The organism is Streptomyces sp. NPDC002958, from assembly GCF_055563255.1.
In genome coordinates this window covers 1-16,643 of the sequence record NZ_JBVHDS010000001.1, presented here as the reverse complement: position 1 = coordinate 16,643, position 16,643 = coordinate 1, and the positions used below count along the sequence as shown (strand labels likewise).

Here is a 16,643-nt window from a genome sequence, read left to right as displayed (position 1 = left end):
CACCGATTTACCGACACCGGCGCCGGAAAAGCGCCGCAACGGCGACGGGCGGCCCGGCCGCCGAAGCAGCCGGACCGCCCGTCCTCACACCGTCGACCAGGCAGGTCAGGTCGTCGTACGACGCCGCCGCGCGCCGGGACGCCGCTCGCTGGGCCGCGTCACCGGGTCACCGGCCTCCTTCGCCGCCTCCCGGCGCCGCGCACCGAACTCGGCGAGCGCCTCGGCCAGCTTGTGCACCGAGGGTTCCGGCGACAGGACGTCGACACGCAGGCCGTGCTCCTCGGCGGTCTTGGCCGTCGCCGGGCCGATGCACGCGATGACCGTCACGTTGTGCGGCTTGCCCGCGATGCCGACGAGGTTCCGTACGGTCGACGACGAGGTGAAGAGCACCGCGTCGAAGCCGCCGCCCTTGATGGCCTCACGCGTGTCGGAGGGCGGCGGCGAGGCACGGACCGTGCGGTACGCGGTGACGTCGTCGACCTCCCAGCCCAGCTCGATGAGCCCGGCCACCAGCGTCTCGGTGGCGATGTCGGCGCGCGGCAGGAAGACCCGGTCGATCGGGTCGAAGACCGGGTCGTACGGCGGCCAGTCCTCCAGCAGACCGGCGGCCGACTGCTCACCGGACGGCACCAGGTCCGGCTTCACACCGAAGTCGACGAGCGCGGCGGCGGTCTGCTCGCCGACGGCCGCGACCTTGATCCCGGCAAAGGCACGGGCGTCGAGCCCGTACTCCTCGAACTTCTCCCGGACGGCCTTCACGGCGTTGACGCTGGTGAAGGCGATCCACTCGTAGCGGCCCGTGACCAGGCCCTTGACCGCGCGCTCCATCTGCTGGGGCGTACGAGGCGGCTCGACGGCGATCGTCGGGACCTCGTGCGGCACGGCACCGTACGAACGAAGCTGGTCGGAGAGCGACGCCGCCTGCTCCTTGGTACGCGGGACGAGCACCTTCCAGCCGAACAGCGGCTTGGACTCGAACCACGCGAGCTGGTCGCGCTGGGCGGCGGAGCTGCGCTCACCGACCACGGCTATGACGGGCTGGTGCCCGTCCGGCGACGGGAGGACCTTCGCCTGCTTCAGGACCTGGGCGATCGTCCCGAGGGTCGCCGTCCAGGTGCGCTGGCGGGTCGTCGTGCCGGCGACCGTCACGGTCAGCGGGGTGTCGGGCTTGCGGCCCGCCGAGACCAGCTCACCGGCGGCCGCGGCCACCGAGTCGAGCGTCGTCGAGACGACGGCCGTGGCATCGCTCGCGCCGACCTCCGCCCAGCAGCGGTCCGACGCGGTACGGGCGTCGACGAACCGGACGTCGGCACCCTGCGCGTCACGCAGCGGCACACCGGCGTACGCGGGCACGCCCACGGCGTTGGCGACACCCGGCACGACCTCGAAGGGGATACCGGCGGTGGCGCAGGCGAGCATCTCCGCGCCGGCGTTCCCGTCCAGTCCCGGGTCGCCGGAAACGGCACGGACGACCCGCCTGCCGCCCTTCGCTGCCTCCATGACAAGATTGACCGCATCCCTGAGAACGGGAACGCTGGCGGCTGCTGACTGCGCGTCAACAACCGTCAGCTCAGGTGCGCTTACACCTGCCCGCGCATGGCAGCGAACGACGCCGAGAACGTCCGGCTCGGCGACAAGAACGTCCGCGCTCGCGAGCGCCTCGACAGCGCGCAGAGTCAGCAGTCCCGGGTCGCCGGGACCGGCGCCGAGGAAGGTGACGTGCCCTTGTGCGGACAGGGCCGGAAAGTCGGATGCGGCGTGGCCGGTGGGGCTCAAAGTGCTCGCTCCCCCATAAGACCGGCCGCCCCCTTGGCGAGCATCTCGGCCGCGAGTTCGCGACCGAGGGCCGCCGCGTCGTCGTGCGACGTGGGGACGGGACCGGTGGTGGACATCTGTACCAGCGAGGAACCGTCGGTGGAACCGACGACACCGCGCAGGCGCAGTTCGTTGACAGCCTGTCCGTCGACCAGGAGGTCGGCCAGCGCACCCACAGGTGCGGAGCAACCGGCCTCCAGGGCGGCGAGCAGGGCACGCTCGGCGGTCACGGCGGCCCGGGTGTACGGGTCGTCGAGCTCGGCGAGCGCGGCGGCGAGGTCCGCGCTGGTCGCAGCGCATTCGATCGCCAGTGCTCCCTGGCCGGGAGCGGGCAGGACGGTGTCGACCGACAGGAAGTCGGTCACCTCACCGGTCCGGCCGAGGCGGCTGAGCCCGGCCGCGGCGAGTACCACCGCGTCCAGCTCCCCGCTTCGTACAAATCCGATACGCGTATCGACGTTCCCCCGGATCGGCACGGTCTCGATGTCGAGGCCGTGGTTGCGGGCGTACGCGTTGAGCTGCGCCATACGGCGCAGCGAGCCGGTGCCGATGCGGGCACCGGACGGCAGCTGCTCGAAGGTCAGCCCGTCCCTCGCCACCAGCACGTCGCGCGGGTCCTCGCGCACCGGTACGGCGGCCAGCACGAGGCCCTCGGGCTGGGCGGTCGGCAGGTCCTTGAGCGAGTGGACGGCGAAGTCCACCTCGCCGCGCAGCAGCGCGTCGCGCAGCGCGGCGACGAACACGCCGGTGCCGCCGATCTGCGAGAGGCGCTCCCGGGAGGTGTCGCCGTACGTGGTGATCTCGACGAGCTCGACGGCGCGCCCGGTCACCTCGCTGACCGCTTCGGCGACGTGGCCGGACTGCGCCATGGCGAGCTTGCTGCGCCGGGTGCCCAGCCTCAGCGGCTTGGTGGCCCCCGCGCCCAGGGATGAGTTGTCGGTCATGACCGCCCTCGATTCGGGTCGTTCAGGTCTGCCCGGGAGACGGCGGCGACCGTCTGCGGGTCGAGGTCGAAGAGTTCCCGCAGCGCATCGGCGTACCCGGCGCCGCCGGGCTCGCTGGCGAGCTGCTTGACCCGCACGGTGGGCGCGTGCAGGAGCTTGTCGACGACGCGGCGCACGGTCTGCGAGATCTCGGCGCGCTGCTTCTCGTCCAGGTCGGGAAGGCGTCCGTCGAGCCGTGCGATCTCGCCCGCGACCACTCCGGCGGCCATCGTGCGCAGGGCGACGACGGTCGGGGTGATGTGGGCGGCGCGCTGGGCGGCACCGAAGGCGGCGACCTCGTCGGCGACGATGGCGCGCACCTGGTCCACATCGGCGGCCATCGGGGCGTCCGCGGACGCCTCTGCGAGCGACTCGATGTCGACGAGGCGCACGCCGTCGAGGCGGGCGGTGGCGCCGTCGATGTCGCGCGGCATGGCGAGGTCGAGCAGGGCGAGGCGGACGGGACCTGTGCCCTGGGCGGGCACGGTGTCCCGCCGGACGGCCCGGCGCACCGTACCGGCGGCGCCGTTCTCCACCCAGGCGGCATGCCGGTCGGGGGCGGCGGGCGGCGCGGGGACGGACGCGGCGGGCGCCTCGCACGCGGGGTCGAAGTCCAGGCCGAGCGCTCCGGCGACGGCCTCGGCGGTCAGCACGAGCCCCGTCGCCCCGGTGCACGAGACGACGACATCGGCACGTGTCAGTTCGTCGGAGACCGCGGCCATCTCCACGGCGTGCGCGGCCACTCCCGCGCCGCCGGGCTGGTTGAGGATCTCGACGAGCCGGTCGGCGCGGGCCCGGGTCCGGTTGGCGACGACGATCTCGGCGACACCGGTACGGGCCAGGGTGGCGGCGGCCAGCGACGACATCGAGCCGGCGCCGATCACCAGGGCACGCTTGCCCCTGGCCCAGTCGGCGACATCCGCACCGGCCGCGAGCTGCTGGAGACCGAAGGTGACGAGCGACTGCCCGGCCCGGTCGATCCCGGTCTCGCTGTGGGCGCGCTTGCCGACCCGCAGAGCCTGCTGGAACAGATCGTTCAGCAGTCGGCCGGCGGTGTGGAGCTCCTGCCCCAGCGCCAGCGCGTCCTTGATCTGCCCGAGGATCTGGCCCTCGCCGACGACCATCGAGTCCAGCCCGCAGGCCACCGAGAAGAGATGGTGGACGGCCCGGTCCTCGTAGTGCACATAGAGATACGGAGTGAGCTCGTCCAGTCCGACGCCGCTGTGCTGGGCGAGGAGCGTGGACAGTTCGGCGACGCCCGCGTGGAACTTGTCCACGTCGGCGTACAGCTCGATGCGGTTGCAGGTGGCCAGCACGGCGGCCTCGACCGCGGGTTCCGCGGCGAGGGTGTCCTGGAGGAGCTTGGCCTGCGTCTCGGCAGCCAGCGAGGCCCGCTCCAGTACGGAGACGGGGGCGCTGCGGTGGCTCAGCCCTACGACGAGAAGACTCATGCCGGCATCACGGCGGGCATGTCCCCGTCGGGTCCCTTCCGGCCGTCGGCGGCGGCACGCACGGGCGGTACGGCCGGGTCCGGGCTGCCCTCGGCGGTATCCTCGCCGGCCTTGCGCTGCTCGTGGAAGGCGAGGATCTGAAGCTCGATGGAGAGGTCGACCTTGCGGACGTCGACGCCGTCGGGCACGGAGAGCACCGTCGGCGCGAAGTTCAGGATGGAGGTGACGCCCGCGGCGACGAGCCGGTCGCAGACCTGCTGCGCGGCACCGGCCGGGGTCGAGATGACGCCGATCGACACGCCGTTGTCCCCGACGATCCTCTCCAGTTCGTCGGCGTGCTGCACGGGAATCCCGGCGACGGGCGTTCCGGCCATCGCGGGGTCGGCGTCGATCAGTGCGGCAACCCGGAAACCGCGGGAGGCGAAGCCGCCGTAGTTGGCGAGCGCGGCGCCGAGGTTACCGATACCGACGATCACGACCGGCCAGTCCTGGGTGAGCCCGAGTTCGCGGGAGATCTGGTAGACGAGATACTCGACGTCGTACCCGACACCACGCGTCCCGTAGGACCCGAGGTAGCTGAAGTCCTTGCGCAACTTCGCAGAGTTGACCCCCGCCGCCCCGGCGAGCTCCTCGGACGAGACCGTGGGGACCGAGCGCTCGGAGAGCGCGGTCAGTGCGCGCAGGTACAGCGGAAGTCGGGCGACGGTGGCCTCGGGAATTCCTCGGCTACGGGTCGCCGGTCGGTGAGTTCGGCCAGTTGCCACGGTGCTCCTGCGGGATGAGCGGGGCTGCAGGCGGCCGTCTGTCCCAAGGCCGCCCCGTCGAAAGCAGGCTATGCCTTTGTGAACACGTGCACAAAGATAGTGTCCGTTTTGTCCGGTCAAAGTGATCGGGGTCACGCACATTCGTTGTGCGATCCCGGAACCAAGGATCGCATCAGCCCGTTGGGGGCCCGAAGGGGGCAAAGCGGTACACACTCCTCACAGCCACTCCCCCGAGACCACTCAAAACGCCCATGATGGTAACCGGGTTTCACTCACGAGCGCAGTGCGCTGCGCAGCCTCGCCGGATCCACCCGCCAGAACGTGTGCTGTTCGTTATCGATCAGGACAACCGGAATCTGCTCCCAGTACTCCCGGTGCAGCTCCTCGTCCTGGGTGATGTCCTTCTCCTCCCAGGACGCACCGGTCTCCGCACAAACCTCCCGCACCACCGCCCTCGCGTCGTCGCAGAGGTGACATCCGGGTTTCCCGACCAGGGTCACCACCCGGTCCGCAGGCTTCTTCTTCGTACGTCGCAGCAGGGCACTCATGCCTTCATTCTGCGCCGGAAAAAGCCCGACCCCCCGCCCCGGCGGAGGATCGGCGTTCCGAGCCGCGAGGAGGCCTATTCCCCCCTTGAGCCGATACGCCCCGAATCGCCCGTTCGACAAATCGGCAGCCAAGAGTTCACGGCACGGCATCCCGGCAGGTCGGGAAGGGCCGAACCAACTGGTTATGCTCACGGCATGGCCGCTCTTGGATGGCTCACACCCCGTAGGCGCCCCGCGACAGCACGGAGCGTGCTGGCAGGCGAGGCAGCAGCTGAGGCAGCACGGAAGTCCTCCCTCCCCACCGAACTCCCCGACGACCAGTCCCCCGCCACCGACCAGGACACCGCCGTCCGCACGGAGGTCGAGGAACCGCCCTTCCCCGTCGTCGGCGACGACCGGGCCGCCGCCTTCTTCGACCTGGACAACACCGTGATGCAGGGCGCGGCGCTCTTCCACTTCGGCCGCGGCCTGTACAAGCGGAAGTTCTTCCAGCGTCGCGAGCTGACCCGGTTCGCCTGGCAGCAGGCCTGGTTCAGACTGGCGGGCGTCGAGGACCCGGAGCACATGCAGGACGCCCGCGACAGCGCGCTGTCCATCGTCAAGGGGCACCGCGTCTCCGAGCTGATGTCCATCGGCGAGGAGATCTACGACGAGTACATGGCCGACCGCATCTGGCCCGGCACCCGCGCCCTCGCCCAGGCCCACCTCGACGCCGGACAGCGCGTCTGGCTGGTCACCGCCGCTCCGGTGGAGACCGCCACGATCATCGCCCGCCGCCTCGGCCTGACCGGCGCGCTCGGCACGGTCGCCGAATCCGTCGACGGCGTCTACACCGGCCGCCTGGTCGGCGAGCCGCTGCACGGGCCCGCGAAGGCCGAGGCGGTCCGCGCCCTGGCGGCGGCCGAGGGCCTGGAACTCGACCGCTGTGCGGCGTACAGCGATTCGCACAACGACATCCCGATGTTGTCCTTGGTCGGACACCCGTACGCGATCAACCCGGACGCCAAGCTCCGCAAGCACGCCCGCGCGCTCGACTGGCGGCTGCGGGACTACCGGACGGGCCGCAAGGCGGCCAAGGTCGGCATCCCGGCCGCGGCCGGAGTCGGCGCCCTCGCCGGCGGCACCGCGGCCGCCGTCGCCCTGCACCGCCGCCGCCGCTGACGCACACCTGCTCGCGCCCCCGCTCGCGCACCTTCTCGCACACCTGCTCGCGCCCCCGCCAGGGGCCGCCGAGCCGCGCCCGCACGCCTGCCGCTGATCGGGACCCCTTGCCCACCCACTGCTCCCGCCAGCCGAATTGCTCGCACCCGACCACAACCCGTCGCACCCGCAGGCAGATCCCGAAGTAATTCGATCAACAACCGGTCACGATGTGCTGCTTGATGCGTCGATTAGTCGCCACAGAAGCGACGTAATCGAAGATTTTAGCAACTGGGTGTAGCACTGCCTGTACGAAGCGTTATTCTCCTCAGACGCATTCCGGAACCACCACTCACTACGACGAGTGACGGTTTCGCACTGCACGTGATGGAAGCTCTGCCTCTGGGAGTCCCGTGTACCCACACGTCGGGGTTGACGCCTCGGGCCTGGCTACGCTGCGCGCAACGGTCGCCGACCGCCTGCGCGGCTTCGTCCCCACCGCGTACGCCGTACCCGCATTTGCCACCCCTGCACCTGTCGGCCCTTGCTACGCCCTGGCCGAACGCGGTGCGGCGGTCGGAAGACGCAGCAACCGCGGCGCAACAACCACGTCCACCGTTCGTCGGCCCACCGCCGACAGCGACAGCGCGCGCATGATGGATCTCGTCGAGCGTGCCCAGGCCGGCGAGGCTGACGCCTTCGGCCGCCTCTACGACCAGTACAGCGACACCGTCTACCGCTACATCTATTACCGCGTGGGCGGCAAGGCGACGGCGGAGGACCTCACCAGCGAGACCTTCCTGCGCGCCCTGCGCCGTATCTCCACCTTCACCTGGCAGGGCCGCGACTTCGGCGCCTGGCTGGTCACGATCGCCCGCAACCTGGTCGCCGACCACTTCAAGTCCAGCCGCTTCCGGCTGGAAGTGACCACCGGCGAGATGCTCGACGCCAACGAGGTCGAGCGCAGCCCCGAGGACTCCGTCCTGGAGTCCCTCTCCAACGCCGCACTGCTGCAGGCCGTGCGGCGACTCAACCCCCAGCAGCAGGAGTGCGTGACCCTGCGTTTCCTCCAGGGCCTTTCGGTCGCCGAGACAGCCCGGGTCATGGGCAAGAACGAGGGCGCGATCAAGACCTTGCAGTACCGCGCCGTCCGCACCCTGGCCCGGCTCCTTCCGGACGATGCCCGCTGACCGCACCCCCGGCCGAATCGCTCTCGGCGATATGTTCATCGCGCACTGGTGCGATCATCCTTCGTGCGTAACCCAAGTGCCGCGCCCCTCGTTGTGCCGGTTGCAGGCCCCCTGTCGTCACCCCATGTCCGCCGACACTCACTCATTCGTGTGGAAGCGCTCAAGGTGTGCAACCTTCCGGACCCTCAGGGGAGTCGACCGTCATGACGAGAGGAGGTGCCGCCTGTGATCGCAAACGTTTCGGCACACCGGCGGGCGAACGCCTTCGCCCAGGCCCTGGAGGAGCAGTCGCTCCGCGGTGCGGCAGCCGTACAGCCCGAGGAATCGGCCGAACCGGCCGACCACGGAACGCTGTTGGCCCTGGCGAACGGCCTCGGTGAGCTACCGCGGCCGGAGTTGGATCCCGAAGTCAAAGTGGTGCAGCGAGCCCAGCTCGTCGCCGCCATGGAGGCCATGTTCGCCGAGGGCGGCGCGTCCGCGGGCCCTACGGTGCCCGAACAGCGGACGAAGGGGGCCCACCGGGCCTCCCCGCTCCGGAAATTGCGTCCGCGCTCACGCTGGGCGAAGGGCCTCGCGGCCGGCGGGCTCACCGTCGGTGTTGCGGCAGGAGCCTTCGGCGGAGTGGCCGCTGCCAGTTCCGACGCCCTGCCGGGTGATTCGCTGTACGGGCTCAAGCGCGGCATGGAGGACATCCACCTCGGCATGGCCAGCAGCGACGCCGACCGCGGCGAGGTCTACCTCGACCAGGCATCGACCCGGCTCAGCGAGGCCCGTCGGCTGATGGAGCGCGCACGCTCCGGCGATCTCGACCACGAACAGCTCGGCGAGGTAAGGCGCACGCTCAACGGCATGACGCACGACGCCACCGAGGGCCACCGCCTGCTCCACGAGGCCTACCAGCGGGACGGCGCCATCGGCCCGATCCAGACCCTGGAGTCCTTCTCCCGCTCGCACCGCGAGAGCTGGAGCAGCCTGCGCGACCGGCTTCCCGTACAGCTGACCGATGTGGGCGACCAGGTCAGCTCGGTCTTCGACGCCATAGACGAAGAGGTCGGACCGCTGCAGTCGCTGCTGCCCCGCACCCCGGACAGGAGCAGCGGCTCACCACAGTCGAACGACAAGGAGCAGGGCACGGGACCGTTCCGTACGGACCAGTCCTCGCCCTCGTCACCCGAAGCGTCGGAAGGCCGTACGGGCAACAGCGCCACGCCCCACCCGTCGGGCTCCGGCAGCACCCCGGCCGACGGCCTGATCGTCGGCGGGACGGACGGCCTCCTCGGCACCCCGCCCCCGGGCGCCACCCCGTCCCCCGACGCCCGCGTCAGCACCCCGCCCACCCCGGACGTAACCCTGCCGCCACTCCTCCCCGGCCTGCTCCCGGGCCTGGGGATCAACGGCGAGGATCTGAACGACTGACGCAACCTCAGCCGCCGGACGGGCACTCCAAGCCCGTCCGGCGGCCAATCGAGCCCGTCCGGCGATCGAGGACAAAGCACCCACAGGGCGGGCACGCACCTCAGAAGAACACCGACCTCCGCTGCACCAACAACTTGTACAGCGTGTGCTGAATCTGCTCTCGCACCTGATCCGTCAGATTGAACATCAGCATCGGATCCTCCGCCGCCTCCACCGGATACCCACTCGTGGAGATCGGTTCCCCGAACTGAATCGTCCACTTCGTCGGCAACGGCACCGCCCCGAGCGGCCCGAGCCAGGGAAACGTCGGCGTGATCGGGAAGTACGGAAACCCCAGGAGCCGCGCCAGCGTCTTCGCGTTGCCGATCATCGGGTAGATCTCTTCCGCCCCCACGATCGAACACGGAACGATCGGCACCCCGGCCCGCAGCGCCGTCGACACGAAGCCACCCCTCCCGAAGCGCTGGAGCTTGTACCGCTCGCCGAACGGCTTGCCGATGCCCTTGAAGCCCTCCGGCATCACCCCGACGACCTCGCCCCGCCTCAGCAGCCGCTCCGCGTCCTCCGCACAGGCCAGCGTGTGCCCGGCCTTGCGGGCGAGCTCGTTGACCACCGGCAGCATGAAGACGAGATCGGCGGCGAGCAGCCGCAGATGCCGCCCCGCCGGATGGTTGTCGTGCACCGCGACCTGAAGCATCAGCCCGTCGAGCGGCAGCGTCCCCGAGTGGTTGGACACGATGAGCGCCCCGCCGTCGGAAGGGATGTTCTCGATGCCCTTCACCTCGACCCGGAAGTACTTCTCGTACATCGGCCGCAGCATCGACATCAGGACCTGATCCGTCAGCTCCTCGTCGTACCCGAACTCGTCGACGTCGTACTCGCCGGTGACCCGCCGCCGCAGGAACGCGAGCCCGCCGGCGATCCGCCGGTCCCAGCCATCGCGCTCCGCCCCCTCCAGGGGCTGCCCGGCCTGCTCGGGCTCCTCCTGCGGCAGCGAGGCGTCCAGTTGCCCCGGAAGGGCGCTGACGGCCGCAGTCCCGAGCACAGAGGCCGCCGCAGGCCCCTGGCCCCGGCTGCCGACCCCCGCGGACCGGCGTCGCGCGGAGCGCGGTGAGCCGCCCGACCGCGAACGGTCGTCGTCGAACGGAATGACCTTGGCATCCGCCATCGTCGGTGCGCTCCTCTACCTGGCGCTGGGGGTCGGGTGTGTGCCACCCGCCCCGGTGATCCCCGGAACATCGCCGGTCGTGCCGGCGAACGGCATGGCAGCCAGTCTGTCGACCACCCTGCCCACCGCGTCCGGCGGCAGCAGTCCGGGCCGCTGACTGCGCGCGAACTCCGCGAACGTCTCCGCTGTGGTGAACCCCGGGTGGAAACCGAGGGTCTCGCGCATCTGGACGGTGGAGACCACCCGGCCGTGAGTGAGCAACCGGATCTGCTCCGGCGAGAAGTCCGTCATGCCGACCGTACGCAGCGCCTGGCCGACCCAGGTGACGGCAGGCAGCAGCACCGGCATCGTCGGCCGCCCCAGCCGTCGCGAGCACTGCGAGAGCAACAGCACGCCGTCCCCGGCGATGTTGAAGGTGCCGCTGTTCAACGTCCCGCGCCTCGGCGCGCCCGAGGCGATTGCCAGTACGTCGACGACATCGTCCTCGTGCACGAACTGGAGTCTCGGGTCGAATCCGAACACCGTCGGCAGAACGGGCAGCGACAGATAGTCGGCGAGCGGCGAATCCGCCTCCGGGCCCAGGATGTTCGCGAACCTGAGCACGCACACGGCGACGTCCGGCCGACGGCGCGCGAAGCCCCGCACGTACCCCTCGACCTCCACCACGTCCTTGGCGAAGCCCCCGCTCGGCAGGGACTTGGGCGGGGTGGTCTCGGTGAAGACCGCCGGATCGCGGGGCGCGGAGCCGTACACATTCGTACTGGACTTGATCACCAGCCGCCGCACGCTCGGCGCCTTCTGGCAGGCGCCCAGCAGCTGCATGGTGCCGATGACGTTGGTCTCCTTGACCGTTGTCCGACCGCCCGTGCCGACCGCCTTGGCGGAGACGTCCAGATGGACGACCGTGTCGACGGAGTGCTCGGCGAGGACTCTGGCGATCGCGGGCTGACGGATGTCCGCCGTCACGAAGTCGGCGTCGCCCAACTGGTGTCCGGGCGCGACCGCGTCGACGGCGATCACCCGGTCCACTTCCGGATCACGCTGGATGCGCCGCACGAAGCGGCTGCCCAGCTGCCGGGCCGCTCCCGTGACCAGCACGACCTTCCCCAAGATCAGCGCCTTCCGTCGAAAGGTTTCCCCTGGCCGTCACCGTAGCGGGTGGATGTTGCCCTGTGATGACTGCGCGGCGGCCTTCTGTCGAGTCTTTGGCCCGAATGCGCGTACGTACCGCCCCACAACGCGCCGCAGCCCTCCCGCCATGTCGGCGGGAGGGCTGCGGATTCACGAACTGCGTTCGCCTACTTCTTGTTGCGACGCTGAACGCGCGTGCGCTTGAGCAGCTTGCGGTGCTTCTTCTTGGCCATCCGCTTGCGCCGCTTCTTGATAACAGAGCCCACGACTACCCTCGCTCACTTCTTCTTCACTGGTGCGGGGCGTCTGGGCCCACACGACCTACGTCGGCCTAGCCTACCCGCCACCGCGTGAGGCGCGTAATCCGAGGCGAACCTCAGGCGGACTCCACCCCCACAAAGGACTCGCGGAGATACTCGTGAACCGCTTGCTCCGGAACCCGGAAGGACCTGCCCACCCGGATCGCCGGCAGATGACCGCTGTGCACCAAGCGGTACACGGTCATCTTCGACACCCTCATGACCGAGGCGACTTCCGCCACGGTCAGAAACTTGACCTCGTTGAGAGGCCTCTCGCTGCCAGCAGCCATGACCCACCTGTACCTTCCGCACGAGACGCGCACCGGCTTCCCCTCCGGTGACTCTTCGTCGCTGTGCGCTCACTCACCAGATTAGGGGCGTGTGATGCGAGTGGGGAAGAGGAGAGACGATCGGTCGCCTACTGTGACAGACACGCCCGATTGAGTACATAGCGAGTGAGCGGCCGGTAGTAGGCGGACCGCACTGCGTCGTCGAGCGGAACGGCGACCGACACCCGCCCCTCGGCCTCCCCGACGAACAGCGCGGGATCGTCCGTATCCGCCAACCCGATCGCCTCGATGCCCAGCTGACCTGCCCCGCAGACCCATCCGTGGTCCCCGATGACCAGCTCCGGCAACCGCCCGCGCCCCTCCGCAGCCGCCTCCAGAACGACCCGGACCGGCAGCGGTGAATGAGTATGTGCGCCGGTGTCACCACCGGGAGTCCGCACGCCGGGTTCGCGCATCATCGCAACTCCTCGTACGTAGTCGAGGCTGTACGTGCGTACGCCGAACCGGGTCGTTATGTCGATACATCTCCCCTGCGCGGGAGTGAGTACAGGGCACCCTGCCGCCGACATGGCGTCTGCCAACTCTGCGTAGAAACCCAGCAACCGGTGCGGATGACCGGTCCCGAACAGCACCGGCGCCCGCCGGGCCACGGCATACGACAGCCGCTCGGCGAAGGCATCCAGACCTGCCAGGGTCCGCTCCGGATCGATCACATCAGGACCCGAGACATGAGCAGGATCGCCCGAAACTCCGCATTTATCAGCCATGAGACGGAGCAGATCGTGCTCTTTCCAGACCCACTCGGGGTCGAGGCCGAGCATCACCCGCGGATCGCGGGCCGCGAAGAGCCGATAGCTCCGCAGGCTCACTTCCCTCGATGTGGCCACGGGCCCGGCCAGCCGGGCCGCCAGCAGATGCGCACGCAACGCTCCGGTGCTCAACACCCCACCGATGCTCCCCCAATCACCCGGACGGGGGGCCAGAAGCCCGGTTACGCCCCACAGTTGGCGTAACCATTCCTCACCACCGCACAGAAACGGTCGCACCGCGACCGTCCCCGCCCGCCTCAGGCCAGCAGTCCCCGCAACGGGAACGCCGCCCGCCTGGTCGCCAGCACCGCCTGGTCCAGCCGGTCCGCGGGGTCGTACCCCTCCTCCCACGGCTTCCAGGAAGGAGTACGCCCGTCCGTCATCCGGGCCGGCCCCAGCTGCCGGGTCCGGGCATAGACCTCGTCCCGCCACGAGGACGGAATCACCGACTCGGGGTCCACCGGCGCATGCGCGGCGATCCCCACCAGATGCGTCCAGGACCGCGGCACCACATCGACCACCGCGTAACCGCCCCCTCCGAGCGCCACCCAGCGCCCACCCTCCGCGTACTCATGGGCGAGATCGTGACAGGACGCCATCACCGACCGCTGTGCGTCCAGCGACACCGCGAAATGAGCGAGAGGATCCTCGAAATGCGTATCGGCCCCGTGCTGACTCACCAGCACCTGCGGCCGGAAATCCGCCAGCAGCTCCGGCACCACCGCATGGAAGGCCCGCAGCCACCCCGCGTCCCCCGTACCGGCCGGCAGCGCCACATTCACCGCACTGCCCTCACCCGCCCCGGAGCCGGTCTCCTCCGGCCATCCGGTCTGCGGGAAGAGCGTGCGCGGGTGCTCGTGCAGCGACACGGTCAGGACCCTCGGATCCTCCCAGAACGCCGCCTGCACGCCGTCACCGTGGTGCACATCCACATCGATGTACGCCACCCGCTCGGCCCCCAGCTCCAGCAACCGGGCAATGGCGAGCGCCGGATCGTTGTAGATGCAGAACCCCGCCGCACCGCCCGGCATGGCGTGATGCAGCCCGCCCGTGAAGTTCACGGCATGCGCGGTGTCCCCCCGCCACACCGCCTCGGCCGCCGCCACCGACTGCCCGGCGATCAGCGCCGACGCCTCATGCATCCCCGCGAACGCGGGATCGTCCACCGTCCCGAGACCGTAGTTCTGATCGGCGTGTTTCGGATCCGCCGAAGCGGCGCGCACGGCGGCCACATAGTCCTCGCGATGCACCAGCCGCAGCGTGGAATCCCCTGCGGGCCTGGCCGCCACCACGTCCACCGCACCGTCGAGCCCGAACGCGCGCACCAGCCCCATCGTCAGGGCGAGTCTGACGGGGGCCATCGGATGGCTGGCGCCGAAGTCATAGCCCGTTACTGCGTCATCCCACATCAACTGTGCGCGGCCGCTCATGCCCGCCACCGTATCGGGCAGGATCCGCACCGAACGACTTGGCGAACACCAGCGTCGCAAGCACCAACACCATCGGTACGAGCATCGCCCCCCGGTAGCTCCAGGCATCCCCGAGCGCCCCCACCAGCGGCGACCCCACCAGGAATCCCACATAGTTGAAGACATTCAGCCGCGCGATGGCCGTATCACTCGCCCCGGGGAACATCCGCCCGGCAGCGGCGAACGTCTGCGGCACGATCACACACAACCCGAGACCCAGCAGGGTGAACCCGAGCATCCCTGCCCACGCCCCACCGGCCACCGCCACCACACCGAACCCGGCAGCAGCCAGCACACTCCCGCACCGCACCACGGCCACAGCCCCGAACCGCCGCACCCCGAAGTCCCCGACGGCCCGCCCCAGCAGCGTCGTCACCATGTAGACGTTGTACGGAACGGTCGACAGTTGCTCCGAGCTCCCCAGCACGTCCTGCAGATACTTGGCGCTCCAGTTGGAGACCGTCGAGTCCCCGATGTACGCGAAGCTCATCACCAGACAGAGCGGCATCAGCAACTTGAAGGAGACCGAGGCGGCTACCTTCCCCCGCGCCTCCCCCACGCTCTCACCCGCCGACGCCCCCTCGACGTACCACCGGCTCCCGATGAACGCGACGGGCAGCAGCACGACAACCGCCGGCAGGTACGAGACCAGCAGCGACAGATCCCAGTGCGCCCCTGCCCACGCCATGGACGCCCCGGCGATCCCGCCCAGGCTGTACGTGGCATGGAACCCGAGCATGATGGAACGCCCGTACGCCCGCTGAAGGCTGACCCCCATCATGTTCATGGAGGCATCGAGCGCCCCGACGGCCAGCCCGAACACACCGAGCGCCAGGGTCGCCTCCCACAGCGCGCTCCCGGCCCCGACACCGAGCAGCCCAAGCAGCACGACGGGCTGCGCCCACCTCAGCACGACCCCGGGCCGCACCCGCGCGACCACCTTCTCGGTGACGACGCTGCCCACTCCGGCCAGGATCGGCACCGCGGCCAGGAACACCGGCAACAGCCCGTCGGATATCCCGTACCGGTCCTGGATGGCGGGAATCCGCGTCACGAGCAGAGCAAAGGTGACGCCCTGTACGAAGAAGCTCAACGCGAGGGAGGCCCTGCCGTGCCGCAAACGAGCATCTGTCATGGCTGTCATGGCCGCGAGCGTAGGGCCGGCCTCTACCCATGGGTAGATGGATCAGGTGAGCATTTCCCGCAGTTGGCTCATGTCGGAGAAGTGCCCGGTCACCCCGGCGAGCCGGTCCGCCGGCATCATCGAGGTGAACCCGTACACATCCATCCCCGCGGCCCTGGCGGCCTCGACTCCAAGCGGGCTGTCCTCGATGACGACACACCGCTCGGGAGGAACTCCCATCCGTTCGGCGGCACGCAGGAACAGATCGGGCGCCGGCTTTCCGCGCTCCACATCCTCCACGCTGAAGATCCACTCCTCCTCGAACCACTGGTCGAGCCCGGTCTTGCGGTGCCCGACCCGGATCCGCTCATGGCTGCCGGAGGACACGACGCAGTAGGCAACCCCGTCGGCGACAAGCTTCCCCAGCACGTCGTCGACGCCCGCCACCGGCTCCAGCTCCTGCCGGAACGCCGCGAAGATCCGCGAGTGAAGCGTCTCGTCGAAGTCCGCGGGCAGCTTCTCCCCGGCTTTCTCCTCGGCGAGATCGTGCACCCGGTGCACGGCAGCACCCATGTAGTCGCGAAGGCACTCCTGGTACGAGGTGGGGTGACCGAGCTCCGTGAGGTACTCGGCCAGGATGGTGTTGGAGATCGGCTCGCTGTCCACGAGCACACCGTCGTTGTCGAAGATGACCAGTTCGTAGCGCATGGTTCGAGCCTAGACGCTCAGAACGCAGAAAAGCCCCGTGCCACAAGGGCACGGGGCTTTCCCGTAAAAGGAGTTCGGCGGCGTCCTACTCTCCCACAGGGTCCCCCCTGCAGTACCATCGGCGCTGAAAGGCTTAGCTTCCGGGTTCGGAATGTAACCGGGCGTTTCCCTAACGCAATGACCACCGAAACACTATGAAATTAACCAACACCGGAACAACACGGCCGTTCGTTATTTCAGAACTAACACAGTGGACGCGAGCAACTGAGGACAAGCCCTCGGCCTATTAGTACCAGTCAGCTCCACCCGTTACCGGGCTTCCACATCTGGCCTATCAAC

At 69.5% G+C, this 16,643-nt stretch carries 16 protein-coding genes and 2 rRNA genes; 3 read left to right on the top strand and 15 right to left on the bottom strand.

Annotated elements, in window-relative coordinates; genetic code table 11:
* Positions 1–105: 105 nt before the first annotated feature.
* From ACZ3IC_RS00090 to ACZ3IC_RS00070, 5 genes are all read right to left on the bottom strand, one after another.
* On the bottom strand, positions 106–1,776 hold the full coding sequence (locus ACZ3IC_RS00090) for a bifunctional uroporphyrinogen-III C-methyltransferase/uroporphyrinogen-III synthase (protein WP_467411101.1): 1,671 nt from the start codon (positions 1,774–1,776) through the stop codon (positions 106–108).
* Positions 1,773–2,759, bottom strand: a complete 987-nt coding sequence (hemC, locus tag ACZ3IC_RS00085) for a hydroxymethylbilane synthase (RefSeq protein WP_467411100.1) — start codon at positions 2,757–2,759, stop codon at positions 1,773–1,775. Before hemC ends, ACZ3IC_RS00090 begins: the two co-directional genes overlap by 4 nt.
* Positions 2,756–4,249 (bottom strand): glutamyl-tRNA reductase, encoded by a 1,494-nt coding sequence (locus tag ACZ3IC_RS00080; protein ID WP_467411099.1) that lies wholly within the window; start codon positions 4,247–4,249, stop codon positions 2,756–2,758. Before ACZ3IC_RS00080 ends, hemC begins: the two co-directional genes overlap by 4 nt.
* The gene (locus ACZ3IC_RS00075) at positions 4,246–5,013 is read right to left on the bottom strand and encodes a redox-sensing transcriptional repressor Rex (protein WP_467411097.1); all 768 of its coding nucleotides are present in this window, start codon (positions 5,011–5,013) and stop codon (positions 4,246–4,248) included. The genes ACZ3IC_RS00080 and ACZ3IC_RS00075 overlap by 4 nt, the downstream gene beginning before the upstream one ends.
* A 272-nt stretch (positions 5,014–5,285) precedes the next feature.
* Positions 5,286–5,561 carry a glutaredoxin family protein gene (locus ACZ3IC_RS00070; protein ID WP_467411096.1) on the bottom strand — a complete coding sequence of 92 codons (276 nt, stop codon included), beginning with the start codon at positions 5,559–5,561 and terminating at the stop codon, positions 5,286–5,288.
* Positions 5,562–5,756: 195 nt separating this feature from the next.
* Here ACZ3IC_RS00070 and ACZ3IC_RS00065 point away from each other — a divergent pair, with 195 nt between their 5' ends.
* The 3 genes from ACZ3IC_RS00065 to ACZ3IC_RS00055 all read left to right on the top strand — a co-directional run bounded on the left by ACZ3IC_RS00065 (position 5,757) and on the right by ACZ3IC_RS00055 (position 9,307).
* Entirely contained in the window at positions 5,757–6,722 is a 966-nt protein-coding gene (locus tag ACZ3IC_RS00065) for an HAD family hydrolase (RefSeq protein ID WP_467411095.1), read from the top strand.
* Between the two features lie 392 nt (positions 6,723–7,114).
* The gene (locus ACZ3IC_RS00060) at positions 7,115–7,891 is read left to right on the top strand and encodes an ECF subfamily RNA polymerase sigma factor, BldN family (RefSeq protein ID WP_030928170.1); all 777 of its coding nucleotides are present in this window, start codon (positions 7,115–7,117) and stop codon (positions 7,889–7,891) included.
* 225 nt (positions 7,892–8,116) lie between these two features.
* Positions 8,117–9,307 carry a DUF5667 domain-containing protein gene (locus ACZ3IC_RS00055; RefSeq protein WP_467411093.1) on the top strand — a complete coding sequence of 397 codons (1,191 nt, stop codon included), beginning with the start codon at positions 8,117–8,119 and terminating at the stop codon, positions 9,305–9,307.
* Between the two features lie 100 nt (positions 9,308–9,407).
* On the opposite strand, the gene ACZ3IC_RS00050 is transcribed toward ACZ3IC_RS00055, so the two are convergent.
* From ACZ3IC_RS00050 to ACZ3IC_RS00005, 10 genes are all read right to left on the bottom strand, one after another.
* Entirely contained in the window at positions 9,408–10,475 is a 1,068-nt protein-coding gene (locus tag ACZ3IC_RS00050; RefSeq protein ID WP_467411092.1) for a lysophospholipid acyltransferase family protein, read from the bottom strand.
* A 15-nt stretch (positions 10,476–10,490) separates the two neighbouring features.
* A complete protein-coding gene (locus tag ACZ3IC_RS00045; protein ID WP_467411090.1) occupies positions 10,491–11,585 on the bottom strand; it encodes an NAD-dependent epimerase/dehydratase family protein in 1,095 nt (364 codons plus the stop codon).
* A 188-nt stretch (positions 11,586–11,773) separates the two neighbouring features.
* Positions 11,774–11,872, bottom strand: a complete 99-nt coding sequence (locus ACZ3IC_RS00040) for a 30S ribosomal protein bS22 (protein ID WP_003948845.1) — start codon at positions 11,870–11,872, stop codon at positions 11,774–11,776.
* Positions 11,873–11,982: 110 nt separating this feature from the next.
* Positions 11,983–12,195, bottom strand: a complete 213-nt coding sequence (locus tag ACZ3IC_RS00035) for a helix-turn-helix domain-containing protein (protein ID WP_014046653.1) — start codon at positions 12,193–12,195, stop codon at positions 11,983–11,985.
* A gap of 128 nt (positions 12,196–12,323) precedes the next feature.
* Positions 12,324–13,139, bottom strand: a complete 816-nt coding sequence (locus ACZ3IC_RS00030) for a phosphatase (protein WP_467411089.1) — start codon at positions 13,137–13,139, stop codon at positions 12,324–12,326.
* Between the two features lie 122 nt (positions 13,140–13,261).
* Positions 13,262–14,434 carry an acetoin utilization protein AcuC gene (locus ACZ3IC_RS00025; protein WP_467411088.1) on the bottom strand — a complete coding sequence of 391 codons (1,173 nt, stop codon included), beginning with the start codon at positions 14,432–14,434 and terminating at the stop codon, positions 13,262–13,264.
* Positions 14,403–15,608 (bottom strand): MFS transporter, encoded by a 1,206-nt coding sequence (locus ACZ3IC_RS00020; protein WP_467412054.1) that lies wholly within the window; start codon positions 15,606–15,608, stop codon positions 14,403–14,405. The genes ACZ3IC_RS00025 and ACZ3IC_RS00020 overlap by 32 nt, the downstream gene beginning before the upstream one ends.
* 51 nt (positions 15,609–15,659) lie before the next feature.
* Positions 15,660–16,304: an HAD family hydrolase gene (locus ACZ3IC_RS00015; RefSeq protein ID WP_467411086.1), complete on the bottom strand. Its 645-nt coding sequence runs from the start codon at positions 16,302–16,304 to the stop codon at positions 15,660–15,662.
* A 72-nt stretch (positions 16,305–16,376) separates the two neighbouring features.
* Positions 16,377–16,493 (bottom strand): 5S ribosomal RNA (gene rrf / locus ACZ3IC_RS00010).
* A 77-nt stretch (positions 16,494–16,570) separates the two neighbouring features.
* Positions 16,571–16,643: ribosomal RNA gene (locus ACZ3IC_RS00005) — 23S ribosomal RNA — on the bottom strand; the annotation flags it as partial.